Annotated in this window: 26 protein-coding genes and 1 tRNA gene; 8 read left to right on the forward strand and 19 right to left on the reverse strand. The window is 63.7% G+C overall.

What is annotated here, in order from left to right; translation table 11 throughout:
• Positions 1-5: 5 nt before the first annotated feature.
• From NKH71_RS07810 to obgE, 5 genes are all read right to left on the reverse strand, one after another.
• Complete coding sequence (locus tag NKH71_RS07810) at positions 6-1,295, reverse strand: MFS transporter (protein ID WP_023719677.1); 1,290 nt, start codon at positions 1,293-1,295, stop codon at positions 6-8.
• A gap of 72 nt (positions 1,296-1,367) precedes the next feature.
• Positions 1,368-1,955 carry a nicotinate-nucleotide adenylyltransferase gene (locus NKH71_RS07815; RefSeq protein WP_031194203.1) on the reverse strand — a complete coding sequence of 196 codons (588 nt, stop codon included), beginning with the start codon at positions 1,953-1,955 and terminating at the stop codon, positions 1,368-1,370.
• A 249-nt stretch (positions 1,956-2,204) separates the two neighbouring features.
• Complete coding sequence (locus tag NKH71_RS07820) at positions 2,205-3,491, reverse strand: glutamate-5-semialdehyde dehydrogenase (RefSeq protein ID WP_352815009.1); 1,287 nt, start codon at positions 3,489-3,491, stop codon at positions 2,205-2,207.
• A 13-nt stretch (positions 3,492-3,504) separates the two neighbouring features.
• Entirely contained in the window at positions 3,505-4,659 is a 1,155-nt protein-coding gene (proB, locus tag NKH71_RS07825) for a glutamate 5-kinase (protein ID WP_023719680.1), read from the reverse strand.
• A 2-nt stretch (positions 4,660-4,661) separates the two neighbouring features.
• On the reverse strand, positions 4,662-5,693 hold the full coding sequence (gene obgE / locus NKH71_RS07830) for a GTPase ObgE (protein WP_023719681.1): 1,032 nt from the start codon (positions 5,691-5,693) through the stop codon (positions 4,662-4,664).
• Positions 5,694-5,864: 171 nt separating this feature from the next.
• Between obgE and NKH71_RS07835 the strand changes: the two genes are divergently transcribed.
• Positions 5,865-6,734 carry an endonuclease/exonuclease/phosphatase family protein gene (locus NKH71_RS07835; protein ID WP_352894717.1) on the forward strand — a complete coding sequence of 290 codons (870 nt, stop codon included), beginning with the start codon at positions 5,865-5,867 and terminating at the stop codon, positions 6,732-6,734.
• Between the two features lie 10 nt (positions 6,735-6,744).
• On the opposite strand, the gene NKH71_RS07840 is transcribed toward NKH71_RS07835, so the two are convergent.
• The 3 genes from NKH71_RS07840 to NKH71_RS07850 form a co-directional block, all read right to left on the reverse strand.
• Positions 6,745-7,332 (reverse strand): GNAT family N-acetyltransferase, encoded by a 588-nt coding sequence (locus NKH71_RS07840; protein WP_352787938.1) that lies wholly within the window; start codon positions 7,330-7,332, stop codon positions 6,745-6,747.
• A gap of 115 nt (positions 7,333-7,447) precedes the next feature.
• Entirely contained in the window at positions 7,448-7,717 is a 270-nt protein-coding gene (gene rpmA, locus NKH71_RS07845) for a 50S ribosomal protein L27 (protein ID WP_023678077.1), read from the reverse strand.
• Positions 7,718-7,815: 98 nt separating this feature from the next.
• Entirely contained in the window at positions 7,816-8,508 is a 693-nt protein-coding gene (locus tag NKH71_RS07850) for a 50S ribosomal protein L21 (RefSeq protein WP_352787941.1), read from the reverse strand.
• 339 nt (positions 8,509-8,847) lie between these two features.
• Here NKH71_RS07850 and NKH71_RS07855 point away from each other — a divergent pair.
• From NKH71_RS07855 to NKH71_RS07865, 3 genes are all read left to right on the forward strand, one after another.
• Positions 8,848-8,937: transfer RNA gene (locus NKH71_RS07855), tRNA-Ser, on the forward strand.
• Between the two features lie 427 nt (positions 8,938-9,364).
• Positions 9,365-10,003, forward strand: a complete 639-nt coding sequence (locus NKH71_RS07860) for a DUF1326 domain-containing protein (protein WP_023719685.1) — start codon at positions 9,365-9,367, stop codon at positions 10,001-10,003.
• Between the two features lie 10 nt (positions 10,004-10,013).
• A complete protein-coding gene (locus NKH71_RS07865; RefSeq protein WP_352787943.1) occupies positions 10,014-10,862 on the forward strand; it encodes a DUF2182 domain-containing protein in 849 nt (282 codons plus the stop codon).
• 129 nt (positions 10,863-10,991) lie between these two features.
• On the opposite strand, the gene NKH71_RS07870 is transcribed toward NKH71_RS07865, so the two are convergent.
• On the reverse strand, positions 10,992-11,567 hold the full coding sequence (locus NKH71_RS07870; RefSeq protein ID WP_352894718.1) for a DUF308 domain-containing protein: 576 nt from the start codon (positions 11,565-11,567) through the stop codon (positions 10,992-10,994).
• Positions 11,568-11,643: 76 nt separating this feature from the next.
• On the reverse strand, positions 11,644-12,243 hold the full coding sequence (locus tag NKH71_RS07875) for a TetR/AcrR family transcriptional regulator (protein ID WP_352494133.1): 600 nt from the start codon (positions 12,241-12,243) through the stop codon (positions 11,644-11,646).
• Between the two features lie 741 nt (positions 12,244-12,984).
• On the opposite strand from NKH71_RS07875, the gene NKH71_RS07880 reads away from it, so the two are divergent.
• Together NKH71_RS07880 and NKH71_RS07885 are read left to right on the forward strand one after the other, a co-directional pair.
• A complete protein-coding gene (locus NKH71_RS07880; protein ID WP_023719689.1) occupies positions 12,985-13,878 on the forward strand; it encodes an alpha/beta fold hydrolase in 894 nt (297 codons plus the stop codon).
• Positions 13,879-14,075: 197 nt separating this feature from the next.
• Positions 14,076-14,330: a hypothetical protein gene (locus tag NKH71_RS07885; RefSeq protein WP_245278615.1), complete on the forward strand. Its 255-nt coding sequence runs from the start codon at positions 14,076-14,078 to the stop codon at positions 14,328-14,330.
• Between the two features lie 21 nt (positions 14,331-14,351).
• On the opposite strand, the gene recQ is transcribed toward NKH71_RS07885, so the two are convergent.
• From recQ to uxaC, 9 genes are all read right to left on the reverse strand, one after another.
• Positions 14,352-16,187, reverse strand: a complete 1,836-nt coding sequence (gene recQ / locus NKH71_RS07890) for a DNA helicase RecQ (RefSeq protein ID WP_352787946.1) — start codon at positions 16,185-16,187, stop codon at positions 14,352-14,354.
• Positions 16,188-16,549: 362 nt separating this feature from the next.
• A complete protein-coding gene (locus tag NKH71_RS07895; RefSeq protein ID WP_023719692.1) occupies positions 16,550-16,888 on the reverse strand; it encodes a cupin domain-containing protein in 339 nt (112 codons plus the stop codon).
• 24 nt (positions 16,889-16,912) lie between these two features.
• Positions 16,913-17,680: a 2-dehydro-3-deoxy-D-gluconate 5-dehydrogenase KduD gene (gene kduD / locus NKH71_RS07900; protein WP_352480961.1), complete on the reverse strand. Its 768-nt coding sequence runs from the start codon at positions 17,678-17,680 to the stop codon at positions 16,913-16,915.
• Positions 17,677-18,534, reverse strand: a complete 858-nt coding sequence (gene kduI, locus NKH71_RS07905; RefSeq protein WP_023719694.1) for a 5-dehydro-4-deoxy-D-glucuronate isomerase — start codon at positions 18,532-18,534, stop codon at positions 17,677-17,679. Before kduI ends, kduD begins: the two co-directional genes overlap by 4 nt.
• Positions 18,535-18,562: 28 nt before the next feature.
• Entirely contained in the window at positions 18,563-19,339 is a 777-nt protein-coding gene (locus NKH71_RS07910; protein WP_352480962.1) for a FadR/GntR family transcriptional regulator, read from the reverse strand.
• A 10-nt stretch (positions 19,340-19,349) separates the two neighbouring features.
• Entirely contained in the window at positions 19,350-20,630 is a 1,281-nt protein-coding gene (locus NKH71_RS07915) for a TRAP transporter large permease (RefSeq protein ID WP_352787948.1), read from the reverse strand.
• Positions 20,631-20,634: 4 nt separating this feature from the next.
• Positions 20,635-21,162: a TRAP transporter small permease gene (locus tag NKH71_RS07920; RefSeq protein WP_023719697.1), complete on the reverse strand. Its 528-nt coding sequence runs from the start codon at positions 21,160-21,162 to the stop codon at positions 20,635-20,637.
• Between the two features lie 103 nt (positions 21,163-21,265).
• A complete protein-coding gene (locus NKH71_RS07925; RefSeq protein ID WP_023719698.1) occupies positions 21,266-22,243 on the reverse strand; it encodes a TRAP transporter substrate-binding protein in 978 nt (325 codons plus the stop codon).
• 37 nt (positions 22,244-22,280) lie between these two features.
• The gene (gene uxaC / locus NKH71_RS07930; protein ID WP_352787951.1) at positions 22,281-23,690 is read right to left on the reverse strand and encodes a glucuronate isomerase; all 1,410 of its coding nucleotides are present in this window, start codon (positions 23,688-23,690) and stop codon (positions 22,281-22,283) included.
• Between the two features lie 175 nt (positions 23,691-23,865).
• Here uxaC and NKH71_RS07935 point away from each other — a divergent pair, with 175 nt between their 5' ends.
• Positions 23,866-25,368, forward strand: a complete 1,503-nt coding sequence (locus tag NKH71_RS07935) for a mannitol dehydrogenase family protein (protein WP_352787954.1) — start codon at positions 23,866-23,868, stop codon at positions 25,366-25,368.
• Complete coding sequence (uxuA, locus tag NKH71_RS07940; RefSeq protein WP_352787957.1) at positions 25,365-26,543, forward strand: mannonate dehydratase; 1,179 nt, start codon at positions 25,365-25,367, stop codon at positions 26,541-26,543. Before NKH71_RS07935 ends, uxuA begins: the two co-directional genes overlap by 4 nt.
• The last annotated feature ends 139 nt before the right edge of the window (positions 26,544-26,682 follow it).

Here is a 26,682-nt window from a genome sequence, read left to right on the forward strand (position 1 = left end):
GGCCCTCAAAGCTCTCCGCGCCCGCGCTGATCTTCGGGCGCGAAGGCGAGATCGACAGGCAACGGCGCCTGCGCCGTCATCGGCGCGAAACTGCCGGTCTCGGTGGCGGGCACGGGCCGCACCATGCCGACGCGCCAGAGAACGAACAAGCAGTAGGCGGCGGCAATGACGATTGCCACATAGATGAAGGCCTGCGTGCCATAGATGGCGGAAAGCCCGGTCACAATGCCGGGCACGACGAAGCCGGACAGCGACCAGGCAAACAAGAGCGAGCTCGACAGCGCCACCATGTCGTCCTTGCCGGCGCGGTCGCCAGCATGGGCGCTGGCCAGCGAATAGATCGATTCCGAGGCGCCGTCCCAGACCACGTAGATGACGAGCAGCGTCGCCAGAGCGCCACCGTCGAAACCCAGTGCAAACAGGCCCGCCGCGGCGGCAAGCGCCGACGCCGCGATCAGCACAAAGCGCCGGTCGGTGCGGTCGGAAATCCAGCCGAGGGGAATCTGCAGGATCAGCGTGCCGACCGGCATTGCCGAAAGCAGCAAGGCGACGTCGGCCTGGCTGTAGCCTCTGGCGGTGGCATGGATTGGCGCAAAACCCGAAATCGTCATCGACAGGCCGCCGACGGCAAGCATGCCGGCAACGCCGACCGGCGAGATTCGCCAGGCGCGGCCGAGCGCCACCGACGCCGCTTGCGGCGCCGGTGGCTGCGCGAGCCGCGTCAGCCCGACGGGAAGGATCGACAGCGCGGTGAAGGCAATGCCGATCAGCGGCGCATCGGCCGCGCGGATATCGATCAACGCCAGCGTCGAATAGCCGACGCCGAGTCCGGCGACATAGGCAACGTAGAAGATAGCCATGACCCGGCCGCGGATGGCGTTTGCGACGACATCGTTCAGCCAGCTCTGCGCGACAATGAACAGGCCGCATATGGCAAAGCCGTAGAGCGCCCGTGCAGCGATCCATGGCAATGGGTGCGGCCCGGCGCCGACCGCGGCGTTGGACAGCACGATCAGCGCCGACAGTACCATGAACACGCGGGCATGGCCGACACGCCGCACCAGCGGCCCGGTCAGGATGCAGCCAGCGAGGCCGCCAGCCGAAAGGCCGGTGACGATCAGCCCCGCCCAAGTCGGATCGAAGCCCTCGGCGCCGAGCCGGACTGGGATATAGGCGAACATGAGCCCATTGCCGACGGCGATCAGCGCCATCGACAAGAGGATGCTGGCAATAGCGATCGAGGGCGCCGGCTGCCCTAGACCGTTCTTGTCCTGGTCGCGCTCGAGAATCGTCATGACCGAGGATCGCCCATCAAGCAGGTCAAGGCAGCGGCAAATGCGACATGGCTGGACTTGCCTTCCGCCCGCTCAGCCCTTTGCCACATTGCGGATCGCGCTCGACGACAGCGACGAACGCGGGCCGTGGATGAAGGTCCAGGCCGGCGCGTTCATGCGGGCGAGCCGCGGTGCGTCGCCTTCGTCGACGCGGGCATAGTCGAAAGTCTTGGCGACCACGGACGACAGGAACGACAGCGTCGCACCTGGCCGGTCGACCACCGCGATCGGGAACGTCATCACGATACGGCGCCAGCGCTGCCAGCGGTGGAAGTCGCGAAGCGAATCGGCCCCCATGATCCAGACGAAATCGACGCCGGGGTTACGCGCCTTGACCAACGCCAGCGTGTCGGCGGTGAAGCGGACGTGGTGGGCCGCCTCGAAGGCGGTGACCTTGATCTTCGGGTTCTTGGCGATCTTTTCAGACAGCTGCAGCCGCTCGGCCAGCGGCGCAAGTTCACCAGCGTTCTTGAGCGGATTGCCGGGCGTCACCATCCACCACAGCTGGTCGAGAGCAAGGCGTCTGAGCGCGATCTCGGCGACCAGCGCATGCCCGGCGTGCGGCGGATTGAACGAACCGCCAAACAGCCCGACCGCCACGCCTTTCCCGGCATGCGGCATCTTGAGGTAACGGGAGGATATGGCATGTTCGGACAAGGCAAGCATGCGTCAGGCACCCCCCTCTGCCCTGCCGGGCATCTCCCCCTCAAGGGGGGAGATTGTCAGCTTCAATGACAGCTTGAATTCTGCCCGCCCGGCAATTGGCGAAATCGCGAACGAGAGCTGATCTCCCCCCTTGAGGGGGAGATGTCCGGCAGGACAGAGGGGGGTGGCTGGGCGCAAGGCTTCAGGTTCTTTGAACACAAAGCTTCAAGGCCTCACCTGTCCCGACCCGCGTACACGATATTTGAACGACGTCAGTTGCTCGACGCCGACCGGTCCGCGGGCATGCATCTTGCCGGTGGCGATGCCGATTTCGGCGCCCATGCCGAATTCGCCGCCATCGGCAAACTGGGTCGAGGCGTTGTGCAGAAGGATCGCCGAATCGACCTCGTTGAAGAACCGGTCGACCGCTGTGGCGTCCTCGGCGACGATCGCCTCGGTGTGATGCGAGGAGAACGTCTCGATATGCTCGATCGCGCCGCCAATGCCGTCGACCAGCTTCACAGCGATGATCGCGTCGAGATATTCGGTCACCCAGTCTGCATCGGTCGCGGGCTGGGCATCGGCATAAAGCCTCAGCACCTCGGCATCGGCATGGATTTCGCATCCTGCCGCCCGTAGGGCCTCGAGGATCGGCACCAGGTGCGTGACGGCGACGGCACTGTCGACCAGCAGCGTCTCGGCAGCGCCGCACACCCCGGTGCGCCGCATCTTGGCATTGACCGCGATCTTGACCGCCATGTCGAGATCAGCCGATCGGTCGATATAGAGATGGCAGATGCCCTCGAGATGGGCGAAGACCGGCACCCGCGCCTCCTTCTGCACACGCTCGACCAGGCTGCGGCCGCCGCGCGGAATGATGACCTCGAGATTGCCGGAAAGCCCTTTCAGCATTTCGCCGACGGCGGCGCGATCGGTGGTCGGCACCAATTGTATGGCATCCTCCGGCAGCCCGGCTGCCTTCAGCCCCTCGACCAGGCAGGCATGGATCGCGGCGGAAGAATTCGCTGAATCCGAGCCGCCGCGCAGGATCACCGGATTGCCCGCCTTGAGGCAGAGCGCACCGGCATCGGCGGTCACGTTCGGCCGGCTCTCATAGATGACGCCGATGACGCCTAGCGGCGTGCGCACCCGTTCGATGTGCAACCCGTTCGGCCGGTCCCATCCAGCAATGATTTCGCCGATTGGGTCGCGCAACTCGGCGATCTCGCTGATGCCGTCTGCCATGGCGCGGATGCGGACGGGATCGAGCTTCAGCCGATCCATCGACGCTGCCGATAGGCCAGCCTCCTCGCCATTTCTGATGTCGATTGCGTTGGCGTCGAGGATATCCTGCTCATGCCGAAGGATCGCCTGAGCCATGCCGACCAGCGCCTTGTGCTTGCGCTCGGCCGCTGCGATGGCCAGCGGTCGGGCCGCGGCATGCGCGCGGCGGCCGATATCGGCCATCAGCGCGACGGTGTCATCCCGGGATTTTTCATGCAGCGTCAGCATGGCTCATCCTCCGCTATGTAACCTGGTCACCGACTACTTGCTCACCACCGGCATGGCTCACCACAAGGTCGTCGCGGTGGATCATCGCCGAACGCGCCTCGTAGCCGAGCACGGTTTCGATCTCGGTCGTCTTCAGCCCAGCGATCCTTACGGCATCGGCGGCATCATAGGCAACCAGCCCGCGCGCTATCTCGCGGCCCTCGGGCGACAGGATCGCCACCGTGTCGCCACGCGCAAAATTGCCGCTGACCAATTTGACGCCGGCCGGCAGCAGCGACTTGCCGGAGAGCAGCGCGCCGATGGCGCCGGCATCGACGGTCAGCCGGCCAGCCGGTTCGAGCTGCCCGGCGATCCAGGTCTTGTAACCTTTGACCGGGCTGCTGCTCGGCCGGAAGAAGGTGGCGCGCTCGCCGCGCTCGATTGCCAGCAGCGGCGACAGCCGCGTGCCTGATGTGATGATCATGGCGGTGCCGGCGGCGGTTGCAATCTTGCCGGCATCGAGCTTGGTGCGCATGCCGCCGCGCGACAATTCCGAAGCGGCGGCACCCGCCATCGCCTCGATGTCGGGGGTGATGCGGTCGACGATCGGAATGAACCGAGCGTGCGGGTCACGCGCAGGCGGTGCCGTGTAGAGCCCGTCAATGTCGGAGAGCAGCACCAAAAGGTCGGCGCCCATCATGGTGGCGACGCGCGCCGCCAGCCGGTCGTTATCGCCATAACGGATTTCGGAGGTGGCCACCGTATCGTTCTCGTTGATGACCGGCACCGCCTTCATCTTGAGCAGCGTCGAGATCGTCGCCCGCGCGTTGAGATAACGGCGGCGCTCTTCCGTGTCGCCGAGCGTCAACAGGATCTGTCCCGATTTCAAACCATTCTTGCCGAGCGCATCCGACCAGGCGCCGGCCAAGGCGATCTGCCCGACGGCGGCCGCCGCCTGGCTCTCCTCGAGCTTCAGCGCCCGCTTGCCGAGACCGAGGATGGTGCGGCCAAGTGCAATCGCACCGGAAGACACAACGAGAATTTCGGCGCCGCCATTGGCCAGCACGGCGATGTCGTCGGCAAGCGAGGCCAGCCAGTCGCGCTTCAGGCCCGTCGTGCGGTCGACAAGCAGCGCCGAGCCGATCTTGACGGCAATGCGCCGATAATTTTTCAGCGATTGCGCGGCCATGGCTATGCGTTCCAGCGCGTCTCGACCGGCGCAGCGACAGCTTCGCGCGCCTCCGCCACCACAGCCATCAGCGCGCGCAACACCGCCTCGACGCCCTCGCCGGTGACCGCCGAAAGCAGCATCGGCGCGCGGCCGGCGGCGCGTTTCAGCGAGGCGGCCTTCTTTTTGCGTGCGTCGGCATCGAGTATGTCGACCTGCGAGAGAGCGACGATCTCGACCTTGTCGGTCAGCCCGTTGCCATAGGCGTCGAGTTCGGCGCGCACGGTCTTGTAGGCCTTGCCCGGATTTTCTTCCTGCGCCGAGACGAGGTGCAGAAGGACGCGCGTGCGTTCGACATGGCCGAGAAAGCGGTCACCGATGCCGACGCCTTCATGCGCGCCTTCGATCAGGCCGGGAATGTCGGCAATGACGAATTCGCGCCCGTCGATGCGGGCCACGCCAAGGCCTGGATGCAGCGTGGTGAAGGGATAGTCGGCGATCTTCGGCTTGGCCGCGGTGACGGCCGCCAGGAAGGTCGACTTGCCGGCATTGGGCAGCCCGACCAGGCCGGCATCGGCGATCAGCTTCAGCCTGAGCCAGATATTGAGCTCTTCGCCCGGCAGTCCGGGGTTGGCGCGGCGCGGCGCCTGGTTGGTCGAGGTCTTGAAATGCTGGTTGCCGAAGCCGCCATTGCCGCCCTTGGCCAACAGGAAGCGCTGGCCGACGACCGTCAGATCGCAGATCAGCGTCTCATTGTCCTCGGCAAAGACCTGTGTTCCGGCCGGCACTTTCAGCGTCACGTCGGCACCCTTGGCGCCGGTCATGTTGCGGCCCATGCCGTGCGTCCCGGTCTTGGCCTTGAAATGCTGCTGGTAGCGATAGTCGATCAGCGTGTTTAGTCCGTCGACCGCCTCCACCCAGACATCGCCGCCGCGGCCGCCGTCGCCGCCGTCCGGGCCGCCGAACTCGATGAACTTTTCGCGCCGGAACGACACCGAACCGGCGCCGCCGTCGCCGGAGCGGATGTAGACCTTGGCTTGATCGAGAAATTTCATCGGATTGTATGGTTTCTGCTATTGGCTTTGCGGGATTGCTCTAAAGCAAGGCGGGTCGAAGGGCGAGGGCCGTTTTTGCTACTGTAACGTCGCGCGTATCTCTGGACGCGTAGCATTTGGTTGACCCTTGCCGAAAATCGATCTTCGGCTTTCCAAGCGCGAGATGTCGGAATGAAGCTGGTAACTTACAATATCCACTACGGCATGGGCCTCGACGGCCGCTATGATGTCGGTCGCATCGCCGATGCGGTGCGCGGCGCCGACGTGATCGCGCTGCAGGAGGTCACCCGCGGCAACCCGAAGAATGGCGGCCGCGACATGGTGGCCGAGCTCGGCGAGGCGCTGCCCGACTATTTTGCCGTCTACGGCAGCAATTTCGAAGCCGACGCCGGATCGCGCCTGGAGAACGGCCGCGCCATCACGACCACCTTCCAGCTCGGCAACATGGTGCTGTCGAGAACGCCGATCCATCTGTCGCGCAATCTCCTTTTGCCGCGCAGCCGCAGTTTCGAGGCGATGAACTTCCAGCGCGGCGCGCTGGAGGCGCTGATCGAAACGCCGCTTGGCTTCGTCCGCTTCTATTCCACTCATCTCGACCATCGCAGCCCGGTCGAACGCCTGAGCCAGATCCGCTTTCTGCGCGAACGCCTGTTGAACTACCCGCTCGAGGGCGGTGGGCTCTCCGGCGTCGCCGAGATCGGCTTACCGGACTTGCCTTGTCCCGAAGCCTTCGTCGTCATGGGCGACTTCAACATGCTCGCCGGATCGCCGGAACACGTCGAACTCGCCGGCCAGCCTGACCATGAATTCGGCATGCCGGTGACCGCCGACCTCGCCGTCGATGCCGCCGCGCGCCTCGGCGCGGCCGGCGCCGATCTCGTCACCTGGGTCGACCCCAAGCGGCCGGGCGATGCCAGCCGCCACAAGCGCATCGACTACATCTTCACCAGCGCCTCGCTTACCAAATCGCTGAGGCGCCTGTGGGTCGACCGGCAAGCGGCCGGTTCGGATCACTTGCCGGTCTGGGTCGAGATGGCGTGAGCCGCATCCATCAAAAATGCACCCAATTCCTGAGGCTGGTCCAGGTCTTGCGATCGAGGCGGTAGCGCTCGACCGGCACCTGGCCGGCAACGATCGAATTCAGCATGCCCTGGCCGGCATACTGGAAGCCGCATTTGTGGATGACCCGGCGCGAGGCCGGATTGATCACCCGCGTCGAGGCGTGCAGCACCTGGATCGTGGTTCTCTGGAAGGCAAGGTCGACCAGTGCGTGCGCTGCCTCCGTCGCGTAGCCGCGTTTCCAGTACTGCTCGCCGATCCAATAGCCGAGCTCCAGCCCGCGATCCGTGGTGTTGAGCCCGGCACAGCCGACGAAGGTCTCGGTGCCGGCCAGCGTCAACGCATAGGCGATTCCGGCCCGGCGCGATGCCGTCATAGCCAGGAAAGCGCGTGCCTCGGCCTCGCCATAGGGATGCGGCATGCGGGCCAGCATTTCCGCGACATGGCGGTTATCGGCGAGCGCCACCAATTGCTCGATGTCGCTTTCACGCGGGGCCCGCATGACCAGCCGCTCGGTGACCAGGACCGGGCAATCTATCGCGTAACTTTCGTCGTCTGTCGCTTCCGCTTCGGCAACCATGTCAGTCCTCCAGGCAAGAAAAAGGGGAGATGGAAACCCATCTCCCCTGATCCATTTCCTGGCTTGGCCAGACACCGGTCCCGAGATGGGTGCCGGTGTTCTCTTGCGGAACCGGCTACTCCGCTGCCTTCGTCATCGGGTTCACCGATACGTAGGTTCGGCCATTGGCTTTTTTGTTGAAGGTGACTGCGCCAGCTTCCAGCGCAAACAGCGTGTGGTCCGTGCCAATGCCGACATTGGTGCCGGGATGCCACGTCGTGCCACGCTGACGAATGATGATGTTGCCCGGAATCACGGCTTCGCCGCCGAACTTCTTCACGCCGAGCCGCTTGGAATGGGAGTCGCGACCATTGCGCGACGATCCGCCAGCTTTCTTGTGTGCCATCTAACTACTCCGATGCGCCGCAAGGCGCCTAAACGATCTTATGAACGCGTTCGCGTTCCGTTTCAAGTCCGATCCGGCGACGATTGCGCCGGTTCGTTCTACTTCTTCGCCAATTCCTTGGCCTGCTCGCGCCAGTCCTTGATCTGGTCGGCGCTGAACGGCATGTGCTCGTCGATCTTGGCGACATCCTTGTCGGACAGCTTGGCGATCTGGGCGAAGGTGGTGATGCCCTGTTCGTTGAGCTGGCCGGCGGCAACCGGGCCGATGCCCTTGATCACCGTCAGGTCATCCGGCTCGCCCTTCGGCGCCTTGAACAACGGTGCGGCGGCTTCACTTGCCTCGGCCTTGCCTTCCTTCTTCGGCGCAGCCTCTGCCTTGGCTGCGGCCTTCGGCGCAGCTTCAGCCTTCGCCTCGATCTTGGCGGCAACTTCGGCCTTCGCTTCGGTCTTGGCGGCGGTCTTCTTCGCCGGCTTGGCGCCACCCAGCAGGATCTCGGCGATCCTGACAGTGGTCAAAAGCTGGCGATGGCCGATCTTGCGGCGCGAATTCTGCCGGCGACGCTTCTTGAAGGCGATGACCGTGCGGTTCTTGCCCTGCTCGACGACTTCGGCGGTGACCATCGCACCATCGACGAACGGCGCGCCGAACGTGACGTTCTCGCCTTCGCCATGCGCGAGCACATTGCCGATTTCGACGATGTCGCCGACATTGGCTTCGAGTTTTTCGATCTTCAGGAGATCGTTGGCGGCAACGCGATACTGCTTGCCGCCCGTTTTGATGACTGCGAACATTTTTTGCCTTTCGCTGTTCGGTCGGCCTTGATGAACCGCCTGAGGCGGTTCGGCCGTCTTTTTGTCAGTCTGCGGGTTCAAAAAAACAAGCGGCGCGGAAGATCCCTCCACGCCGATTGCGCGCTGTCCCTAACCGAAGGTTCGGCTTGAGTCAAGGCAAGCGCCGCGGGCAAGCTGCGAATGGGCTGAGCCCAGTCCGGCAAACATGGAACATCGGGCACCGCAGCTTTGAACGCAGCACGGACGGGAACCTGCGGCGCCGGGGCAGATTGGCCCTTGTAACCTGCCTGTCCAGCCGTTATCTAGTGCGCCGCGCCGGCAACGGCGGACCATGACCGCGGAGAGGTGGCAGAGTGGTCGAATGCACCGCACTCGAAATGCGGCATGGGTGCAAGCCCATCGGGGGTTCGAATCCCTCCCTCTCCGCCAGTGATACTAACTTCATTTTTTGATTTGGCCTGCCGAACTCAGCCATAAATGCTCGTGAAGCCGCGGAGCTCAATTGCAGCCCGGCGTTAACCCTTGGCCCGCTAGGTCGTTGACCAGCGAGCGGTGTTGCGGAAGGTTGTCGGTTCGCAATGTGGGTCAAGCGAGCGTCAGCTGGATCGTGTATTTGGTGATCGACCCGTCGCGAACCTACCCACGACCTCATCGATCACATGGAACGGAGCAGGAAACCACTTCCGTGGTCGCACTGGATGGCGGCTGGGTTCTGTTGCGAGCAGTTTCTGATCAAAACGCGGTGACTTGTGTCTGGGGCGTCAAGTCCACCAAAAATCAGCGAGCGATGCACTAACTGCTGGAGTGCGCCCCGCCTTCGACGTATAAATGGCGCTACATTCCGGGAGGAAGAGCCATGAATGCAGTGCCTCAATGGCGGCTCGCAGGCGACTGGTTCGACATCTGCAGCTGCGACATCCCTTGCCCTTGCGAGTTCGCCCAGCGGCCGACCGGCAATCACTGCCAGGGCGTGCTCGCCTGGCATGTACGCGAGGGTCAGTATGGCGACGTGAAGCTCGACGGCCTGTCGCTGGTGGCGCTCGGCGAGTTCGAAGGCAATCTATGGGCCGGCGAGGCAAAGGCCGTGATGGGCATGTACCTCGACGAGAAGGCGAACGAGCGGCAACGTGAAGCCCTGCAGGCGATCTTCGGCGGGCAGGCTGGCGGCTGGCCGGCGGGTTTTGCCGCCAACATCGGCGAGATGCGTGGCATGGAGTTCGTGCCGATCACTTTCGAGGTGGCGGGCGACCTTGCCACCTGGCGGGTCGAGATTCCTGGCCTCGTCGTCGGGCATGCGGAAGCGCTTTCAGGTCCCACAACACCACCCGGCAAGCGGGTGCAGACGATCAACCCGCCGGGCTCGGAGGTCGGCCCGGGCCAGGTTGCCACCTGGGGGCGTTCGGTCGAGGTGAGCACCAAAGGCTTCGGGCTCGACTGGACGGGCACGGCGCGCTCGAGCAAACACATTCCGTTCGACTGGACCGGCCCGAACTAGGGACGTGCCGATGCCTGACGCGTTCCCCGGGAAATCGTCGCGGCTCCGGAATTTGCGTGGCATGCCGCTCGGCCTTCTCGCATCGCTCGTCGTGCTAACAGCGGCGGCGTGGGCGCTGACCCTCAGCATGGATATGCCTATGGGCATTGCGGTGCGCGGCGGGATGGAGGGTATGGAAGGCATGGCCGGCATGGCGATGGCCGGAATTGCCGCCGACGGCTGGTCACTCGCCGGCGCCGCCGCCTTTCTTGCTGTATGGACGGTGATGATGGCTGCCATGATGCTGCCGGCGGCCGCGCCCATGATCTTTATGTTCGCGGCGGCGCAGGCCATGCGCGAACAGCACGTTGCCATCCCGACGTGGATATTCGTCGCGGGTTACATGCTCGTCTGGGCGGCGGCGGGCCTTCTCGTGTATGTCCTGGTCCAGTTCGGAAGCGAGTTTGCGACCAGCCTCGATCCGCCTCAGCGTTCGAAATGGGCGCCGCTCGCGCTCGGTATCACGCTTGGCGTCGCCGGACTCTACCAATTCACGACCCTCAAGCACATTTGCCTCAGCCATTGCCGTTCGCCGCTCGCTTTCGTTGCGCAGCATTGGCGCGACGGGCGGGTTGGCGCACTCGAGATGGGGCTGCGGCACGGGCTCTATTGCTTTGGTTGCTGCTGGGCGCTGTTTGCCGTGCTGGTCGCGGTGGGCATCATGAGCGTCGCCTGGATGCTGCTGTTGACGCTGGTCGTCTTCGTCGAGAAGCTGCTGCAGCGCGGCCGCCGCTTCGAAGTTGCTTTGGGCATTGCGCTGATGGCCCTCGGGATCGCTGTATCGTTCGGCGCGATCGAGATGCCTTGGATGAGCGGCTAGCCCCCAGCCGGGTGGTGAAATTCCAAACATATCGGTCCTTAAGGATAACGGCGGGTCGTTGTGTTTGGCGAACCGATACTAGCAGCTGGCAGCCCTCTGATCGGGTCGGTGATGGCTCAAGATGGCGGGCTATGCAGCCTTCCCCCGCAATTGGCTCACACTCAGCCACACCGCCGAAACCAGGAAGTAGAGGGCGCCTACTGCGGCATAGCCGGCCACGTTGGTGATGGATGGCGGCATCGGCATCCGCGCCTGCGCGATGAAAAACGTGCCTGCCAGTGCTGATTGCCCTCCGCTCAGGATCATCGCCCACTGCGCGCCAGAGCTCTTCCAACGGCGGACCGCGGTGCCGAGCTGAAGCAGGCCAGACAGGATCGCCCATAGGCCGAACACCCCAAGCACCCAATTCATGCTCATCTTCAGCGCAACAACGACCGCGAGCGTTGTCGCCGCGCTGACCACGACGTTGATGGTCTGGGTGCGATTCTGTCCCAATCCTCCGCTGCGCGATGCGTCGACAAAATTGGCGAGGGCATCCCATGCAGGATAAGCCACGAGCAAAACCGCCGCCACCACCCCGGAATTCTGTCCCACTGTAAAGGCAGCCGCCACCCAGACAGCCGAGACCGCCGTCCGTGCGAAGTAATAGAGCTTGAGCCATTGTTCCTGGCTGGCGCGGGAAAGATCGCTACTGTGAACCGTCATTGGATGTCCTTTCGACTAGTAGGTAGGTCTCTCGACGAACGTCGCAGAGCCGTTACGGCGATGGTTATTTGAGGTCTTAGGATTGTATCTGGAGGGAACGCGGAGCGAGCCGCTCCAGGAGCGGGCGTGTCACGACGGCGAATATCTTCGGATCGCCATAGGCCCGTGCCGAAAGCATCGCGCCGTGGACAGTCGCCATGAACGCTTCAGCCTCGGCACGAGGGGCACCCATCAGTTGGAATCGGCCGAGCCGCGCACCGCGCTCCAGCACGGATGTCAGCCAAGCCGACAGGGAGCGGAAATGCGCCCGGACCTCAAGGCCAACTTCCTCGGGCAGCACGGGGAGCTCGCTTGCCAACAGCGCGCAGATACAAAACGGAGCGCTGGCATCCGCGATGCAGACTTCCCAATAGCCAGCGTAGTCCTGAAGCTGTTCGAGCGGATCGGAGACCTGAAGTTCGAGATTCGCCATCCCCGCTTCAGCTTCTTCCCGATACCGCGCAACCAGCGTTCGGACCAGATCGACCTTGCTTGGGAAATGGTGATGGATGCTCGCCTTACGAATCCCGACCACATCAGCGATGTCGGCATAACTGAAACCGTTGTAGCCGCCAGCGACGATCAGAGAACGCGCACAAGCCAGGATGTCGTCGGAGGTAGTAGACACGTTGCCCATGCCCCTACCTACCTTCTGGTAGGATGGCAGTCAAGCCCTCTTGCAACGCAACGACCAAAGCGAGAGCAGTAGCGTGGAATTGGGTGGCTATGGCGCAGACGTCATTCGATGTTCCTTGTGTCTCGGCCGCGATCAATTCAAAAAAGCGTCCGGTGTTTGTCGATCGAAGTAGCCGTCCCACTTCGACGAGAAGGCAACACCCTCCGGCCGACCGGACCACGGCTAATCGCCGCGCGGATCTGGGCGTTTGCACCGACCGCGCTATCTCCCCATCGTTAGCCCTTGCTCTATCGCTGGTTGAGATCGGGAGGTTTCCATGGATCGGCGACTATTTTTGACAGGAATGTTTGGCATTGCCGGGGCCGCGGCCCTTGCAAGCACAGTTCGGCCAATCAACGCAGTGGCCGGCGTTCCAACTGCCAGAAACGGCATTCTCGATGAACTCGAGGCGCCGGACGTCGAGACCTTCGACGACGATACTCAAGCAGAGTTGCAACCAGTCTATCATCGCCGGTGGCACCGGCCGCGCCGGCGCCGCCGGCGTGCTTGGAGAAGGGTCTGTCGCGTTTACTGGCGGAATGGCTATCGGCGCAGGCGGTGCTTCCGCAGGCGCGTCTGGGTCTGGTTTCGATTCTAGCAATTGGCCGGCTTGAACCCTGGCCATCGCGGCCGGGGTTTTCGCCTCAGGCGACCGTTAGCGCCCTTAGAGAGTTTGTCTGACGGCGCCGGAGGAGGCTGACGGTGTTTGCAGGTTTCAGAGCCACCAGCTTGCGACTGGACTATACGACCATTTTCGCAAGGGTCGGTGGCACCGGTCCGCCGCTGCTGCTTCTTCACGGTTTTCCAGAGACGCATCTGATGTGGAGGGATATCGCCGCAGCCTTGGCGCCCCGCTTCACGGTGGTCGCCGCCGACCTTCGAGGCTATGGCCAAAGCGGATGCCCGGTTTCCTCTGCCGATCATAGCCAATACGCCAAGCGCGCCATGGCCGGCGACATGGTTCAAGCCATGAAGCAACTGGGGTTTGAGCGGTTCATGGTTGCCGGGCATGATCGCGGCGGGCGGGTTGCCTATCGCCTGGCGCTCGACCATCCCGACAAAGTGCTCAAAATCGCCGTCCTCGACATCGTCCCCACCGCCGCAACATGGGATCGGGCGGATGCCAGACTGGCGCTCGGCTTCTGGCCCTGGAGCCTGCTTGCCCAGCCGGAGCCCCTGCCGGAACGTCTGATCGGCGCGGCTCCCGATGCAGTCGTCGACGATGCAATAACGCAATGGGGATCGTCGACGAAAATGGTCTCCAAAGAGGTCAGGGACGCCTATGTTGATGCGCTTCGCGATCCCGCGCATATTCATGCGATCTGCGAAGAGTATCGCGCCGCTGCGACGATCGATCGTGAACATGACGCGCTGAACCAGGCAAACGGTCGTCGCATCGAGTGCCCGCTAATGGCGCTATGGAGTGGCGAAGGCGCCCTGGAGAACTGGTATGCGCAAGAAGGCGGGCCGCTGGCTATCTGGAGGAAATGGGCTGACAGAGTGGAAGGACGCGCTGTCCAAGGCGGGCACTTTTTCCCAGAAGAGCACCCCGACACGATAGCAGCGGTTCTCTCGGAATTCTTCGAGGACAAATAGGACGGTCAGGACAGAGGGTTGTAGAGGTCACATGCTTCAGTTACGCGGAACCTCGGGAGTGCTTAGCGGCCCGAGGTCGAGAATCCTCCGATATTCGTCTGTCCGGCATCAACGTGCTTGATAAGAGAATGAAGCCGATCTCCACGGCCACGCCTGTGATATGCAGCCTGATGTTTGTCGGAAGTTGTGCATCGCCTTTGCCTGCATCCTTTGATGCTGCGAAATACGACAAGATGAGTTGCGTCGAGCTCAACGTGGCGATCGGCACGGTCGCTGACGAGATGTCGGCAACAGCCATCGCTCGCGGCAAAGTCGTCCACACCAACATTCCGGACTGGCTGTGGGGAGGGCAGCGTGTCGCCTCGACCGTCGCTGCCCGCCAGAGCGCGAAGATCGAGCGCTTGCGGCAGCAGGAGGCTGCGATTGCGGCGGCGAGACGAAGCAGGTGCTGATTGCGTCACTGAAGTGGGTCTTCAGCCCGCCACACCGGACTGATGCGCAGCGATCGCGCCGAGGAATATCTCGCCGAAATCCTTGAGCTTGGCGGCGCCGACGCCGTTGACCGCGGCGAAGGCGTCCAGATCACGCGGGCAGCGTTCTGCCATATCGATCAGCGTACGATCCGAAAAGATCACGAAGGCCGGCACTTGGCGTTCCCGGGCAAGACGCAGCCGGACCGCCTTGAGCGCGGCCAGCAGCGCCGAATCCAGACCTTCCGTGCCTGCTGCGGTATCCACAGGACGTATCTTGCCTCGCGATGACTGGCGCGCGTCCACGCGATACCGGAATGAAGCCTCGCCCCGGGCGAGTTCACGGCCTTTCTCGGCGACGGCGAGGCCGCCATGGCCGGCTGAGTCCAATGTCAGGAACCCTCCCGCGACGAGTTGGCGAAGCAGCGACAGCAAGAGACTCTTCTTATGCGCCACACCGGTGCCGAAGCTGGCAAGCCTGTGGTGGTTCCTGGCCAGGACCTTCTCGGTCTCATGGCCGAGCAGGACATCGACAACGTGGGCAGCGCCAAAGCGCTCGCCGGTCTGTGTGATCGCTGCCAGGATGATCCGCGCCTCGGCGTCGCCATCCGCATGCGGCGCCTGGTCGAGGCAGTTGTCGCAATTGCCGCAAGGCGAAGCACTTTCGCCGAAATAGCCAAGCAGGATCTGGCGGCGGCACTGCGCCGTCTCGCAATAGCCGATCAACGTATCGAGCCGGCCATGCGCGCGCCTCTTGTGCTCCGCCGGTGCGCCCTCGTCGTCGATGAAAAGCCGGCGCATACGGATGTCGCCGAGACCGAAGAGCATATGCGCCTCGGCCGCCCGCCCGTCGCGGCCCGCCCGCCCGATTTCCTGATAGTAGGCTTCCAAGCTGCCCGGCAGGTCGGTGTGGAAGACATAGGCGACGTCCGGCTTGTCGATCCCCATGCCGAAGGCGATGGTCGCCACCATCACCACCCCGGACAAGGTCATGAAAGCGTTTTGATTCGCTTCACGCGCGTCCTTGCTCATGCCGGCATGATAGGCGAGCGCGCGTACGCCGTTCCGCTCGAGGAACGCCGCCATCTCGTCGGTCTTTTTGCGCGACAGGCAATAGACGATCCCGCTTCGGCCGGCATGGCGCTGCACGAAATTCAGCAATTGGCGCTTGCTGTCCTGCTTGGGCTCGATGCTTAGCTTGATGTTCGGTCGGTCGAAGCCGAGCACCACGGTATCGATGCGCCCGTCGAACAGTTGCGCGGCAATGTCGGTGCGCGTCGTCTCGTCCGCAGTCGCCGTCAGCGCAATGATCGGCACATCGGGGAAGATGCCGCGCAGCCGCGACAATTCTTCGTATTCGCGCCGGAACGCCGGTCCCCATTGCGAGATGCAATGTGCCTCGTCGATGGCGATCAGCCGGACATCGAGCTTGGTCAACGCCTCGAGCATCCGCGGGGTCATCAGCCGCTCCGGCGCAAGATAGAGCAGCCGTGTCTGCCCTGCCGCGACGCGGCGCCATGCAGCGACATTGGCATCGCGGTCGAGCGAGGAATTGATCGTATCGGCCGCCACACCGGCAAGGCGCAATGCGGCGACCTGGTCCTGCATCAGCGCTACCAGCGGCGAAACGACAATGGTGAGCCCGCCCAGCACCAGCGCCGGGACCTGGTAGCAGAGCGATTTGCCCGCACCCGTCGGCATGACGGCCAGTACATGATGCCCGGCCAGCAGCGCCTCCATCACGGCCGCCTGGCCGAGACGAAAATCATCGAAGCCGAAGACATCCTTCAGGACGCGCCGCTTGGAATCCTCTGCCGGGATGCTCGCCGCAATCTGCATTACAGAACTTTCGCGGATACGACCTGCCGAAATTCCCCGGCGAATCGCCGGGTGATTGCCTGGACAGCAGATTCGAACATTTATCGACCCCTCTGGTCCTGTCCTCGGCACCGCCTGAAGCGAACTTCTCTCTCATTGGCCGATATCAGACCGTCGTTCCAGCCCCTATTCGCCTTGGCTGTGAATATCGCGCCGCCTCGGAGCGGTTAATCCTATCTTCACCATCATTCGGCAGGTTCAGGTTCTGCGGTGATGTTTTGAGTACCGCGGCGCCACAAGCGCCCAGGCAACACGCCCGCGTCTCTCCGGAGGCGCGGGTTTTTCGTTCCGAGAACTGACAGCCTGATCTTCGGGCCCGCAGCTCAGTCGAGGAAATCGGCGCGGGGCGGCGTAAAGTTGTCGACCAGTCGTCCCGCCTCCAGTGCCTTGACGCCATGGACCAGGTTGGAAGGAACGATGAAGCTGCTTCCGGTTTCCAAGATCTCGGTCCTGCCGTCGATGGTGACCTCGAAGCGGCCTTCGGCGACGTAGCTCGCCTGGACATGCGGATGCGAATGCAGCGCGCCGACGCCGCCCTTGTCGAAGGCGAACTCGACCATCATCAGTTCGTCCGTGTGCAGGAGCACGCGCCTGCGGTTGCCATCCGGCGTCGGCGTCCACGCACCCTCGCCGGCATGCGAGAAGATCTTGGTTCCGGTCATCGCCAAACTCTCATCTTTTGTTGTTCATCGCGCCAGCCAGCCACCGTCCACCGGCATCACCGCGCCGTGCATATAGTTCGACGCCGGCGCCAGCAGGAAGACGGCTGCGTCGCCGATGTCTTCCGGCGCGCCCCAGCGCCCGGCCGGAATGCGCGCCAGGATCGAAGCGCTGCGGTCGGGATCGGCACGCAGCGCCTCGGTGTTGTTGGTCTCGATATAGCCTGGCGCAATGCCGTTGACGTTGATGCCCTTTGCCGCCCATTCGCAGGCGAGCAGTCGGGTGATGCCGAGCACGCCATGTTTGGAGGCGGTGTAGGAGGCGACGCGGATGCCACCCTGAAAACTCAGCACCGAAGCGATGTTGACGATCTTGCCACGCCGTCCCGGGTCGGCAAGCACGCGCCTGGCAAAACTCTGGCTGAGGAAGAACACCGTCTTGAGGTTGACGCCGATGACGTCGTCCCAGTCGGCTTCGGTCAAGTCGACCGCATCGGCACGCCGGATGATGCCGGCATTGTTGACCAGGCCGTCGAGCGGCCCCGTATCGTCCCAGACGCGGTCAAGCATCGCCTGGGCGGCGGCATCATCGCCAAGGTCGCAGCGGACCGCCTCGAAGCGTCCGCCGGCCGCCGCAATCTTCTCCGCCGTCTCGTCCATCGCCGAGCGACCGACGCCGACGACCGCGCCGCCGGCACGCGCGATCGACACGGCGATGCCCTGGCCGATGCCGGTATTGGCGCCGGTGACGAGGATACGCTTGCCGGCAAGGCTGAAGGCCGAGAGGTCGCTCACTTGAGCTCCTCCATCGCCACCAGGTCGACATCGGTATAGTCGACATTGTCGCCGGCCATCGCCCAGATGAAGGCGTAGTTCGAGGTGCCGGCGCCCGAATGGATCGACCATCCCGGCGACAGCACCGCCTCCTCGTTGCGCACGACGAGATGACGCGTTTCGTCCGGTTCGCCCATGAAGTGAAACACCCGCGCCGTCTCCGGCAGGTCGAAATAGAGATAGGCCTCCATGCGCCGGTCATGCACATGGCACGGCATGGTGTTCCAGACCGAACCGGGGGCAAGCTGGGTCATGCCGACGACCAGCTGACAGGTCTTCACGCCGTCGGCATGGATGAACTGAAAGATCGAGCGCTCGTTGGAGGTCGCCTGGCTGCCGAGATCGAGCCGCTTGGCATCGCCGATGCGGATCAGCCGGTTGGGATGGCTCTGATGCGCCGGCGCGCTGAGCAGGTAGAACTTAGCCGGCTCAGCCGGATTGGTCGCAGCGAACGACACCTCATCGGTGCCCATGCCTAGATAGAGCATGTCGCGCGCCTGCAGCTCGTAGGATTGGCCGCTGGCTTTCACGACGCCTGCACCGGCGATGTTGACGATGATCATCTCGCGGCGGTCGAGAAAATTCTTGGTCCCGGTTGGCTTGATCGCCTGCAGCGGCAGCGGCGCGCCGGCGGGCATGGCACCGCCGACGATCATGCGGTCGTAATGGGTGTAGGTCAGGCTGATACGGCCTGGCTGGAACAAGTCCTCGATCAGAAAATTGTGACGCAGTTCGTCCGTGCCCATCGCCGCGGCAGAAACAGGATCGATGGCAAAGCGCGAGGTGAAATCCGTATGATTGTCAGTGTGATTCATTGCTGTCCCATGGAGCTGCCTCAATTGCTTATTCAGTTGCCGCGGCCTTGACCGAGTCGGCATAAAACACCTGACGCGCGTGCAGGCGTTCGCGATAGCGCTGCTGGCTGGCACCGAGATGCGCGCGCATCGCCTCCCGTGCCGCCTCGGCATCGCCTGCCGAGATGGCATTGAGGATCATCAGGTGTTCGCGCTGCAGGCCGCGCTGGTAGGCATCGGACTGCGCGAATTCGGTCGACCAGGGCGAGGTCACATCGCAAGGGATAGCGCGCCGGCCGAGCACATCGAGCATCTCGACATAGAACGGATTGTTGGTGGCGCTGGCGATTGCGCGGTGGAAGGCGAGGTCGGCCGGTCCCGTCGGCTCGCTGTTGAGGAGCAGCCGTTCGAACTCGAAGAAGGCCTCCTGGATCGCCGCTTCCTGTGCGGCGTTACGGCGGAGGGCAGCGAGCCCGGCGGATTCGATCTCGATGGCCAACCTGACTTCGAGCACGTTGAGGGCGATCGAATCCTTGCTGCCCATCTCTGCTGCCAGAGCACCGAACGCTGTCGAGATATGCTCGGTGACGAAGACGCCGGCGCCTTGGCGCGGTTCGACCAGGCCGTCCGCGGCGAGCTTGGCCAGCGCCTCGCGTATCACGGTGCGGCTGACCCCGAAGGTTTCAGTCAACTGGCCCTCGGTCGGCAGCTTTTGCCCAGGCTGGATCTCGCCCGCCTGCAACTGCTTGCGGATCGCGGCGACGACGGTTTCCGAAAGCTTCGGTCTTCGTTCGACGCGGAGCCCGACTGCGGTGTCCGATGCCATGTCGCAACCCCTATTTGAAGACGCTCGGCAGCCATAGCGAAATGGCTGGAATGTAAGTGACGAGCGCCAGCACCACGAGGCCTGCGCCATAGAACGGCCAGATCGAGCGCATCGATTCCCAGACGGATATCTTGCCCACTGCGCACGCCACGAACTGCACTGCGCCCACCGGCGGCGTGTTCAGCCCGATGCCGAAATTGAGGATCATGATGACGCCGAAATGCACCGGATCGACGCCGTAGGCCTGCGCCACGGGCAGGAAGATCGGCGTGCAAATGATGATCGTCGGCCCCATGTCCATGAACGTGCCGAGGAACAGCATCAAGAGGTTGAGCAGCAGAAGCACGACCAGCGGATCGTCCGAGATCGCGTTCATGGAGGCTATCAGCGCTGCCGGTACTTTCAGGAAGGCCATCAGCCACGAGAATGCCGCCGCCATGCCGATGATAAGCAGCACCATGGCCGTGGTGCGCACGGCGCCATGGGTGGCATGAACGAACCCTTCCCAGGTCATCTGCCGGTAAACGAAGACAGTCACGAGCAGCGCATAGATGACGGCGATACAGGAACTCTCGGTGGCCGTGAAGACGCCCGATCGTACGCCCCCGAAGATGATCGCGATCAGCAGCAGGCCTGGCACCGCGACGGCGAAAAGATGCGCGACCGCGGTGAAGCCCGGAAACGGCTCGGTCGGATAGCCGCGCGAGCGCGCCACGAAATAGGCGGTGACCATCAGTGACAGGGCCAGCAGCAGGCCCGGGATGATGCCGGCCGTGAACAGATCGGCGATGGAGATCTTTCCGCCTGCCGAGATCGAGTAGATGATCATGTTGTGCGACGGCGGCAGCAGCAGCGCGATCAGCGCAGCCATCGACGTGACGTTGACGGCGTAGTCCGCTCCATATCCACGCGCCTTCATCTGCGGGATCATCAGGCCGCCCACCGCGGCTGCCTCCGCCACCGCGGAGCCCGAAATGCCGCCGAATAGTGTAGCGGTCGCGATGTTGACCTGCCCGAGGCCGCCGCGCAAATGGCCGACGAGCGAGCCGGCGAAGGCAACGATCTTGCTGGCGATGCCGCCGCGCACCATCAAGTCGCCGGCGTAGATGAAAAACGGAATGGCCAGCAGCGAAAAGACGCTCATGCCGGAATTCAGGCGCTGGAAGACGATCAGCGGCGGCAGGCCCATATAGAGGACGGTGGCCAGGCTTGCGACGCCGAGGCAGAAAGCGATCGGCGTGCCGATAAGCATCAGCAGGGTGAAGACGCCGAAGAGAATCCACAGTTCCATGGCGTCAGACCTTCACGTTGGCGGTGTCGAGTTCGGCTGCGACTTCGGCCGGCGGCAATTCATCGAGGGCATCGTCGATCGGCGCGCCGGAGAGGCGAAGCACGATGCGCTCCAGCGTGAAGAGCACGATGAGCGCGCCTCCCGCGACAAGCGGGACATAGTCCCAGCCCCCCGATATGCCGAGTGACGGCAAGACAGAGCCCCAGGTCAATGCGACCAGCTGGCTGCCATACCAGATCATGCCGATGCCGAAGGCGAGCGCGACGAGGTCCGAAATCATCCGCAGCCAGCGCTTGCCGCCTTTTGGCAGCACGTAGAGCAGGACGTCGAAGCCGAGATGATAGTTCTCGCGCACGCCGACGGCAGCGCCGAGGAAAATGAACCAGCTCATCAGCATCACCGAGCCCGGCTCGGTCCAGCTCGGCGAACGATTCAGAACATAGCGGCCGAACACTTGCCAGGCGACGAAGGCGGTCATCAGCACCAGCCCGATGCCGGCGATCGACAGCGCCGCCGTGCTGACGCGCGACATCACTTGCGCGACGCCGGACAGGAGCGGTCTTGGTTTTGGGCTGGAAGTCACCGGTTTTCTCCGCAAGAGGACGGCGGCGCGGGATGTCCGCGCCGCCGCTTGATCACTGCACGGCCTTGATGGCTTCGACCATGGCCTTCAGCTTGTCGTCCTTGACGTGCTTCTCGTAGACCGGGCCCATCGCGTCGATGAAGGGCTGCTTATCCGGCGTCGTGATCTGCGAACCGGCCGCCTCGACCTTGGCGCGCGATTCCTTGACCTTGGCGGTCCACAGCTCGCGCTGCTTGGCGACGCTCTCCTTGGCGGCCGCTTTGAAGATCGCCTGGTCTTCCGGCGTCAGCTTGTCCCAGCTCGACTTCGCCATGACGAAGGCTTCCGGCACCATCGTGTGCTCGTCGAGCGAATAGTATTTGGCGACTTCCGCGTGCTTGGCGGTGTCGTAGCTCGGAAAATTGTTCTCCGCACCGTCGATCACCCCGGTCTCGATCGCCGAATACACCTCGCCATACGGCATCGGCGTCGCGTTGGCGCCGAGTGCCGCCACCATATCGACGAAGATGTCGGACTGGATGACGCGGAACTTCATGCCGGCCATGTCGGCTACAGTGTTGATCGGCTTCTTCGAATTGTAGAAGGAGCGCGAGCCGCCATCGTAAAAGGCGAGCAGCACCAGCCCGACCTGGTCGAACGCCGCCGCGATCTGGTCGCCGATCGCCCCGTCCATGACCTTGTGCATATGGTCTTCCGAACGGAAGATGTAGGGCAGCGAGGGTACGGTGGTCTCCGGGATGAGCCCGTTGAACGGCGCCATCGAGACGCGGTTGAGATCGATCACGCCGGTGCGCACCTGCTCGATCGTGTCCTTTTCCTCGCCGAGTTGCGCGGAAGGATAGAGTTCGACCACATAGCGGCCGGCCGTGCGCTCTTTCACGAGCTCGCCGAAATATTTGACCGCCTCGACCGTCGGATAGCCGTCCGGGTGTGTGTCAGACGAGCGCAGGACCGTCTGGGCGCTTGCCGTTCCGGCCAGCAGTGCGGCGGCAAGTAGCGTAGCTCCCGCCCGTCTTGAAAAATGCAGCATTGGTTTCCTCCCGTTTGAACGATGGCGGCAAGCGCCGTTAGAGCCGGTACGCCTTTTTCGCGAGCGTATAGGCAAGTTCCTGCGCCAGCTCGTGCGCCTCGTCCTCGCCGAGCCGATGCTCGGCGACGAGACGCGCCAGATATGCGCAATCGACCCGGCGCGCCACATCATGGCGGGCCGGTATGGATGGAAAGGCGCGGGTGTCGTCGTTGAAACCGACGGTGTTGTAGAAACCGGCCGTTTCGGTGGTCATCTCGCGGAACCGGCGCATGCCTTCGGGGCTGTCGTGGAACCACCAGGCCGGCCCGAGCTTCAATGCCGGGTAGACACCGGCGAGCGGCGCCAGCTCGCGCGCATAGCTGGTCTCGTCGAGGGTGAACAGGATGATGGTGAGATCGCGCTCCAGCCCGACACAGTCGAGCAGCGGCTTCAACGCCGTCACATAATCGGTTCGAGTCGGGATATCGAAGCCTTTGTCCCTGCCGAACTTCTGAAAGACAGCCGGCGAATGATTGCGCCAGGAGCCGGGATGGATTTGCAGGACCAGCCCGTCGTCACGGCTCATCTTGGCCATCTCGGTCAGCATCTGGGCGCGAAACAGCTTTCGCTCGCGCTCGTCGTTCGAGCCCCGGCGGATGCGGTTGAACAGCTCCTCGGCGGCGGCATCCGAGAGATTGGCGGTTTCGGCCGTCGGATGGCCGTGATCGGAGGAAGTCGCGCCAAAGCTCTTGAAGAAGGCGCGCCGCTGGCGATGCGCATCGAGATAGCCGGCCCAATTGCCGGTGTCGCAGCCGGTGATCTCGCCAAGCCGGTCGAGATTGGCCGAAAAGCCTTCGAAGTCGGGATCGACGATCGCATCCGGCCGATAGGCGGTGACGACGCGGCCGTCCCAGCCGCTGTCGCGGATCATCTGGTGCCATCTGAGATCGTCGAGCGCGCCTTCGGTCGTCGCGATGACCTCAATGTTGAAGCGCTCGAACAGCGCTCGCGGGCGAAAATTCTCCCACTGCAGCAGCGTCGCGATCGTGTCGTAGTGGCGGTCGGCCGTCTTGGCATTCAGCGGCTCGTCGATACCAAACAGATGGGCGAGCACATGGTCGAACCACAGCCGGGTCGGCGTGCCGCGGAACAGGTAATAATGCTCGGCGAAGCGCCGCCAGATCGTTCTGCCGTCGGTTTCCACCGGCGAACCGTCACGCGTCGGCACGCCAAGCTCCTCAAGCCGAACACCCTGGCTGAACAGCATGCGGAAAATGTAGTGGTCCGGCACGATCAGCAACTGCGCCGGATCGGGAAACGCCTCGTTGAGCGCATACCAGCGCGGATCGGTGTGGCCGTGCGGGCTGACGATCGGCAGGTCCTTGACCGCGGCGTAGAGATCGCGGGCCAGCGAAAGCGGGCGCGCCTCGGCGGCAAACAGCAAATCTGGATCCGTCAATGCGGCCACGTAAATTCTCCCAATCCGGACATCGGTAGGGTTGGAAAGAAATAATGTCAACATACAAAAAATGGGTTGTTGTATGATGACTTTTCGTCGGCCATTGCCCATTGTGCGTGACGGCAACGGGTGTTACGCCGCCTGCCAACAGTGACCCAGCAACCTCGATCAGACACGCCGCGCAATGACCAATAGACGCCTTTCCAACAGCACGCTGAAGGCACTGCCGGCTTCGGTCGCGGTTCCCCGCTACGACCGCGGCGCTATTGCGCCAGGCATCGTCCATCTCGGCGTCGGCGCGTTCCACCGCGCCCACCAGGCGGCCTATGTCGACGACTGTCTGGCGGCTGGAGAGACAGGCTGGGGCATTGTCGGCGTGTCCTTGCGCAGTCCAGGCACGCGCGACGCATTGGCGCCGCAGGATGGCCTCTACACACTGGCGATCAGGAGCAGCGTCGAAGAAGAGCTGCGCGTCGTCGGTTCGATCCTGTCGCTGCTGGTGGCGCCGGAAGATCCGGCTGCGGTGCTCGCCGCTCTGACCGATCCGCTCACCCGTATCGTCACGCTGACGATCACCGAAAAGGCCTATCTGAGGGCAGCCGGCGGCGGACTGGACAATACCCACCCCGACATCGTCCATGATCTGGCTAACCCGCAAATGCCACGAACGGCGCATGGTTTCCTGACGGAGGCGCTGTCGCGCCGCCGTGCCACCGGCATCCAGCCTTTCACCGTGCTCTGCTGCGACAACCTTCCGGCCAATGGCGCCACGCTGCACCGCCTGCTGGTCGAATTCGCCGCACTGCGCGATGCCAGGCTCGCCACTTCAGGCGATGCCAGGCTCGCCGCACACATCGCCGACGGCGTCGCCTTTCCGTCGAGCATGGTCGACCGCATCGTGCCGGCGACCACCGATGCCGACCGGGCGCGTATCGCCGTCGAGCTCGGCGTCGAGGATGCCTGGCCGGTGATGACCGAGCCGTTCTGCCAATGGGTGGTCGAGGACGACTTTCCGGCGGGCAGGCCGGCCTGGGAAAAGTTCGGCGTCACCATGGTCGGCGACGTCGGGCCGTTCGAGGACATGAAGCTGCGGCTGCTCAACGGCTCGCATTCGGCAATCGCCTATCTCGGCCTGCTCAGCGGCTACGACACGGTCGACCGCGCCTTTGCCGATCCGGCGATCCGGCAATTCGTCGACGGCTTGTGGGCCGAGGCGATCCCGACGCTGCCGCCGGACGCCGGGCTCGATACGGCCGGCTACACGGCCCAGCTCGTCGAACGTTACTCGAACACGGCGCTGGCCCATCGCACGGCGCAGATCGCCAATGACGGCAGCCAGAAACTGCCACAGCGCATCGTCGCCTCGGCCGTCGAGCGGCTAAGTGCCGGTGATCCCCCAGCCCATCTGATGCTGGTGGTGGCCGCCTGGATCGCCGCTTGCGAGGCGCGCGGCAAGACCTTGCCCGAAGCCCATTTCACCGACCCGATCGACACTCGGCTTACGGCGCTCGGCAGCCGGCCGGCTGATGAAGCTGTGACAGCGATGTTCGATCTCGCCGGCTTCGCCAGGGACCATTCCCAGCGCATGACACTGATTGATCTGACGACAGCCCATCTCGAGCGCCTGCGGCGGGGCGGGCCTGCCGCTGCCTTGGCGGCGCTTGGCATAGGGAGTGAGAAGCCATGAGACAGACTTGGCGCTGGTTCGGGCCCGACGACCCGGTGACGCTTGCCCATGTCCGTCAGGCCGGCGCCGTCGGCATCGTCAGCGCGCTGCATCACCTCAATGACGGCCGCGCCTGGCCGGCGGACGAGATCGCCAGGCGCAAGGCAGAGATCGAGGCAGCAGGCCTGACCTGGGACGTGGTCGAGAGCATCGTCGTCCACGAGGACATCAAGACCCGCAGTGGCGACTGGCGCACCCTGATCGACAATTATAAGGCCTCGATCCGCGCCGTCGCTGCCGCCGGCATCAACACCATCTGCTATAATTTCATGGCGATCACCGACTGGACGCGCACCGACCTCGACTATCCGATGCCGCATGGCGGCACGGCGCTGCGCTTCGATGTCGTCGAGCTCTGCGCCTATGACGTCTTCATCCTCGAGCGAAAACGGGCGGAGGCCGATCACCCGCCGGCCCGTGTCGAGGCGGCGCGTGTGCGGCTGCAAGGCATGAGCGAAAGCGACAAGGCGAGACTGGAGCTCAACCTGATCGGCTGGGTGCCGGCGCGCGAATTCATCTTCGATCGAGCGAGCTTCCGCCGCGCCCTCGACCTCTACAAGGACGTCTCTACCGAAGGACTGCGCGAAAACCTGTTTGCCTTCCTGCGCGAGATCGTGCCGGTTGCCGAAGAGGCCGGCGTCAGGATGGCGATCCACCCCGACGATCCGCCTTTTTCGTTGTTCGGCCTGCCGCGCATCGTTTCCAAGGCAGCCGATGCCCGCGCGCTGCTCGACGCCGTCGCTTCGCCGGCTAACGGACTGACACTGTGTACCGGCTCCTACGGCGCGAGCGCGCAGAACGATCTGCCGGCAATGGCGAAGGCTTTCGCCGAGAACATCCATTTCGCCCATCTGCGCAATGTCACCAAGGAGCCCGACGGCTCCTTCCACGAAGCCGAGCACCTCGACGGCGACACCGACATGGTGGCGGTCGTGTCGGCGCTGATTGGCGAGGAGCGGCGGCGCAAGGCGGCAGGCAGGGCGGACTGGCAGATTCCGATGCGTCCGGACCATGGCCATGCCATTGTCGACGACATCGGCAAGAAGGTGAACCCCGGCTATTCCTGCATCGGCCGGCTGAAGGGCCTCGCCGAACTGCGCGGCGTCATGCGCGCAGTGGAGGCACTGACGACCTGAGGCAAAACTACTCCGCCTTGAACCGCGATCACGGTTTGTCCCAAGAGCTGGTAACTTTTGGCGTGGGCCAATCCCTGCCACGAATGAGAGGTCCCTCCACAAGAATGGCATTACGCTCCGCACGGGAGTAGGTCGCCCT

The organism is Mesorhizobium sp. M0983, from assembly GCF_040318975.1.
Classification (GTDB): Bacteria; Pseudomonadota; Alphaproteobacteria; order Rhizobiales; family Rhizobiaceae; genus Mesorhizobium.

Excerpts from the sequence above, each read along its gene's own strand:
- NKH71_RS07820 (WP_352815009.1), bottom strand. The coding sequence starts at position 3,491 with ATGCTGACGCTGCATGAAAAATCCCGGGATGACACCGTCGCGCTGATG.
- kduI (WP_023719694.1), bottom strand. The coding sequence starts at position 18,534 with ATGAATCACACTGACAATCATACGGATTTCACCTCGCGCTTTGCCATC.
- NKH71_RS07920 (WP_023719697.1), bottom strand. The coding sequence starts at position 21,162 with ATGTCGCGCGTCAGCACGGCGGCGCTGTCGATCGCCGGCATCGGGCTG.
- recQ (WP_352787946.1), bottom strand. The coding sequence starts at position 16,187 with ATGCAGATTGCGGCGAGCATCCCGGCAGAGGATTCCAAGCGGCGCGTC.
- NKH71_RS07815 (WP_031194203.1), bottom strand. The coding sequence starts at position 1,955 with ATGCCGCATGCCGGGAAAGGCGTGGCGGTCGGGCTGTTTGGCGGTTCG.
- NKH71_RS07870 (WP_352894718.1), bottom strand. The coding sequence starts at position 11,567 with ATGACGGTTCACAGTAGCGATCTTTCCCGCGCCAGCCAGGAACAATGG.
- NKH71_RS07895 (WP_023719692.1), bottom strand. The coding sequence starts at position 16,888 with ATGACCGGAACCAAGATCTTCTCGCATGCCGGCGAGGGTGCGTGGACG.
- NKH71_RS07875 (WP_352494133.1), bottom strand. The coding sequence starts at position 12,243 with ATGGGCAACGTGTCTACTACCTCCGACGACATCCTGGCTTGTGCGCGT.
- rpmA (WP_023678077.1), bottom strand. The coding sequence starts at position 7,717 with ATGGCACACAAGAAAGCTGGCGGATCGTCGCGCAATGGTCGCGACTCC.
- NKH71_RS07915 (WP_352787948.1), bottom strand. The coding sequence starts at position 20,630 with ATGGAACTGTGGATTCTCTTCGGCGTCTTCACCCTGCTGATGCTTATC.
- NKH71_RS07850 (WP_352787941.1), bottom strand. The coding sequence starts at position 8,508 with ATGTTCGCAGTCATCAAAACGGGCGGCAAGCAGTATCGCGTTGCCGCC.
- NKH71_RS07910 (WP_352480962.1), bottom strand. The coding sequence starts at position 19,339 with ATGGCATCGGACACCGCAGTCGGGCTCCGCGTCGAACGAAGACCGAAG.
- NKH71_RS07925 (WP_023719698.1), bottom strand. The coding sequence starts at position 22,243 with ATGCTGCATTTTTCAAGACGGGCGGGAGCTACGCTACTTGCCGCCGCA.
- obgE (WP_023719681.1), bottom strand. The coding sequence starts at position 5,693 with ATGAAATTTCTCGATCAAGCCAAGGTCTACATCCGCTCCGGCGACGGC.
- NKH71_RS07860 (WP_023719685.1), top strand. The coding sequence starts at position 9,365 with ATGAATGCAGTGCCTCAATGGCGGCTCGCAGGCGACTGGTTCGACATC.
- NKH71_RS07835 (WP_352894717.1), top strand. The coding sequence starts at position 5,865 with ATGAAGCTGGTAACTTACAATATCCACTACGGCATGGGCCTCGACGGC.
- NKH71_RS07810 (WP_023719677.1), bottom strand. The coding sequence starts at position 1,295 with ATGACGATTCTCGAGCGCGACCAGGACAAGAACGGTCTAGGGCAGCCG.
- proB (WP_023719680.1), bottom strand. The coding sequence starts at position 4,659 with ATGGCCGCGCAATCGCTGAAAAATTATCGGCGCATTGCCGTCAAGATC.
- NKH71_RS07840 (WP_352787938.1), bottom strand. The coding sequence starts at position 7,332 with ATGGTTGCCGAAGCGGAAGCGACAGACGACGAAAGTTACGCGATAGAT.
- NKH71_RS07865 (WP_352787943.1), top strand. The coding sequence starts at position 10,014 with ATGCCTGACGCGTTCCCCGGGAAATCGTCGCGGCTCCGGAATTTGCGT.
- uxuA (WP_352787957.1), top strand. The coding sequence starts at position 25,365 with ATGAGACAGACTTGGCGCTGGTTCGGGCCCGACGACCCGGTGACGCTT.
- NKH71_RS07935 (WP_352787954.1), top strand. The coding sequence starts at position 23,866 with ATGACCAATAGACGCCTTTCCAACAGCACGCTGAAGGCACTGCCGGCT.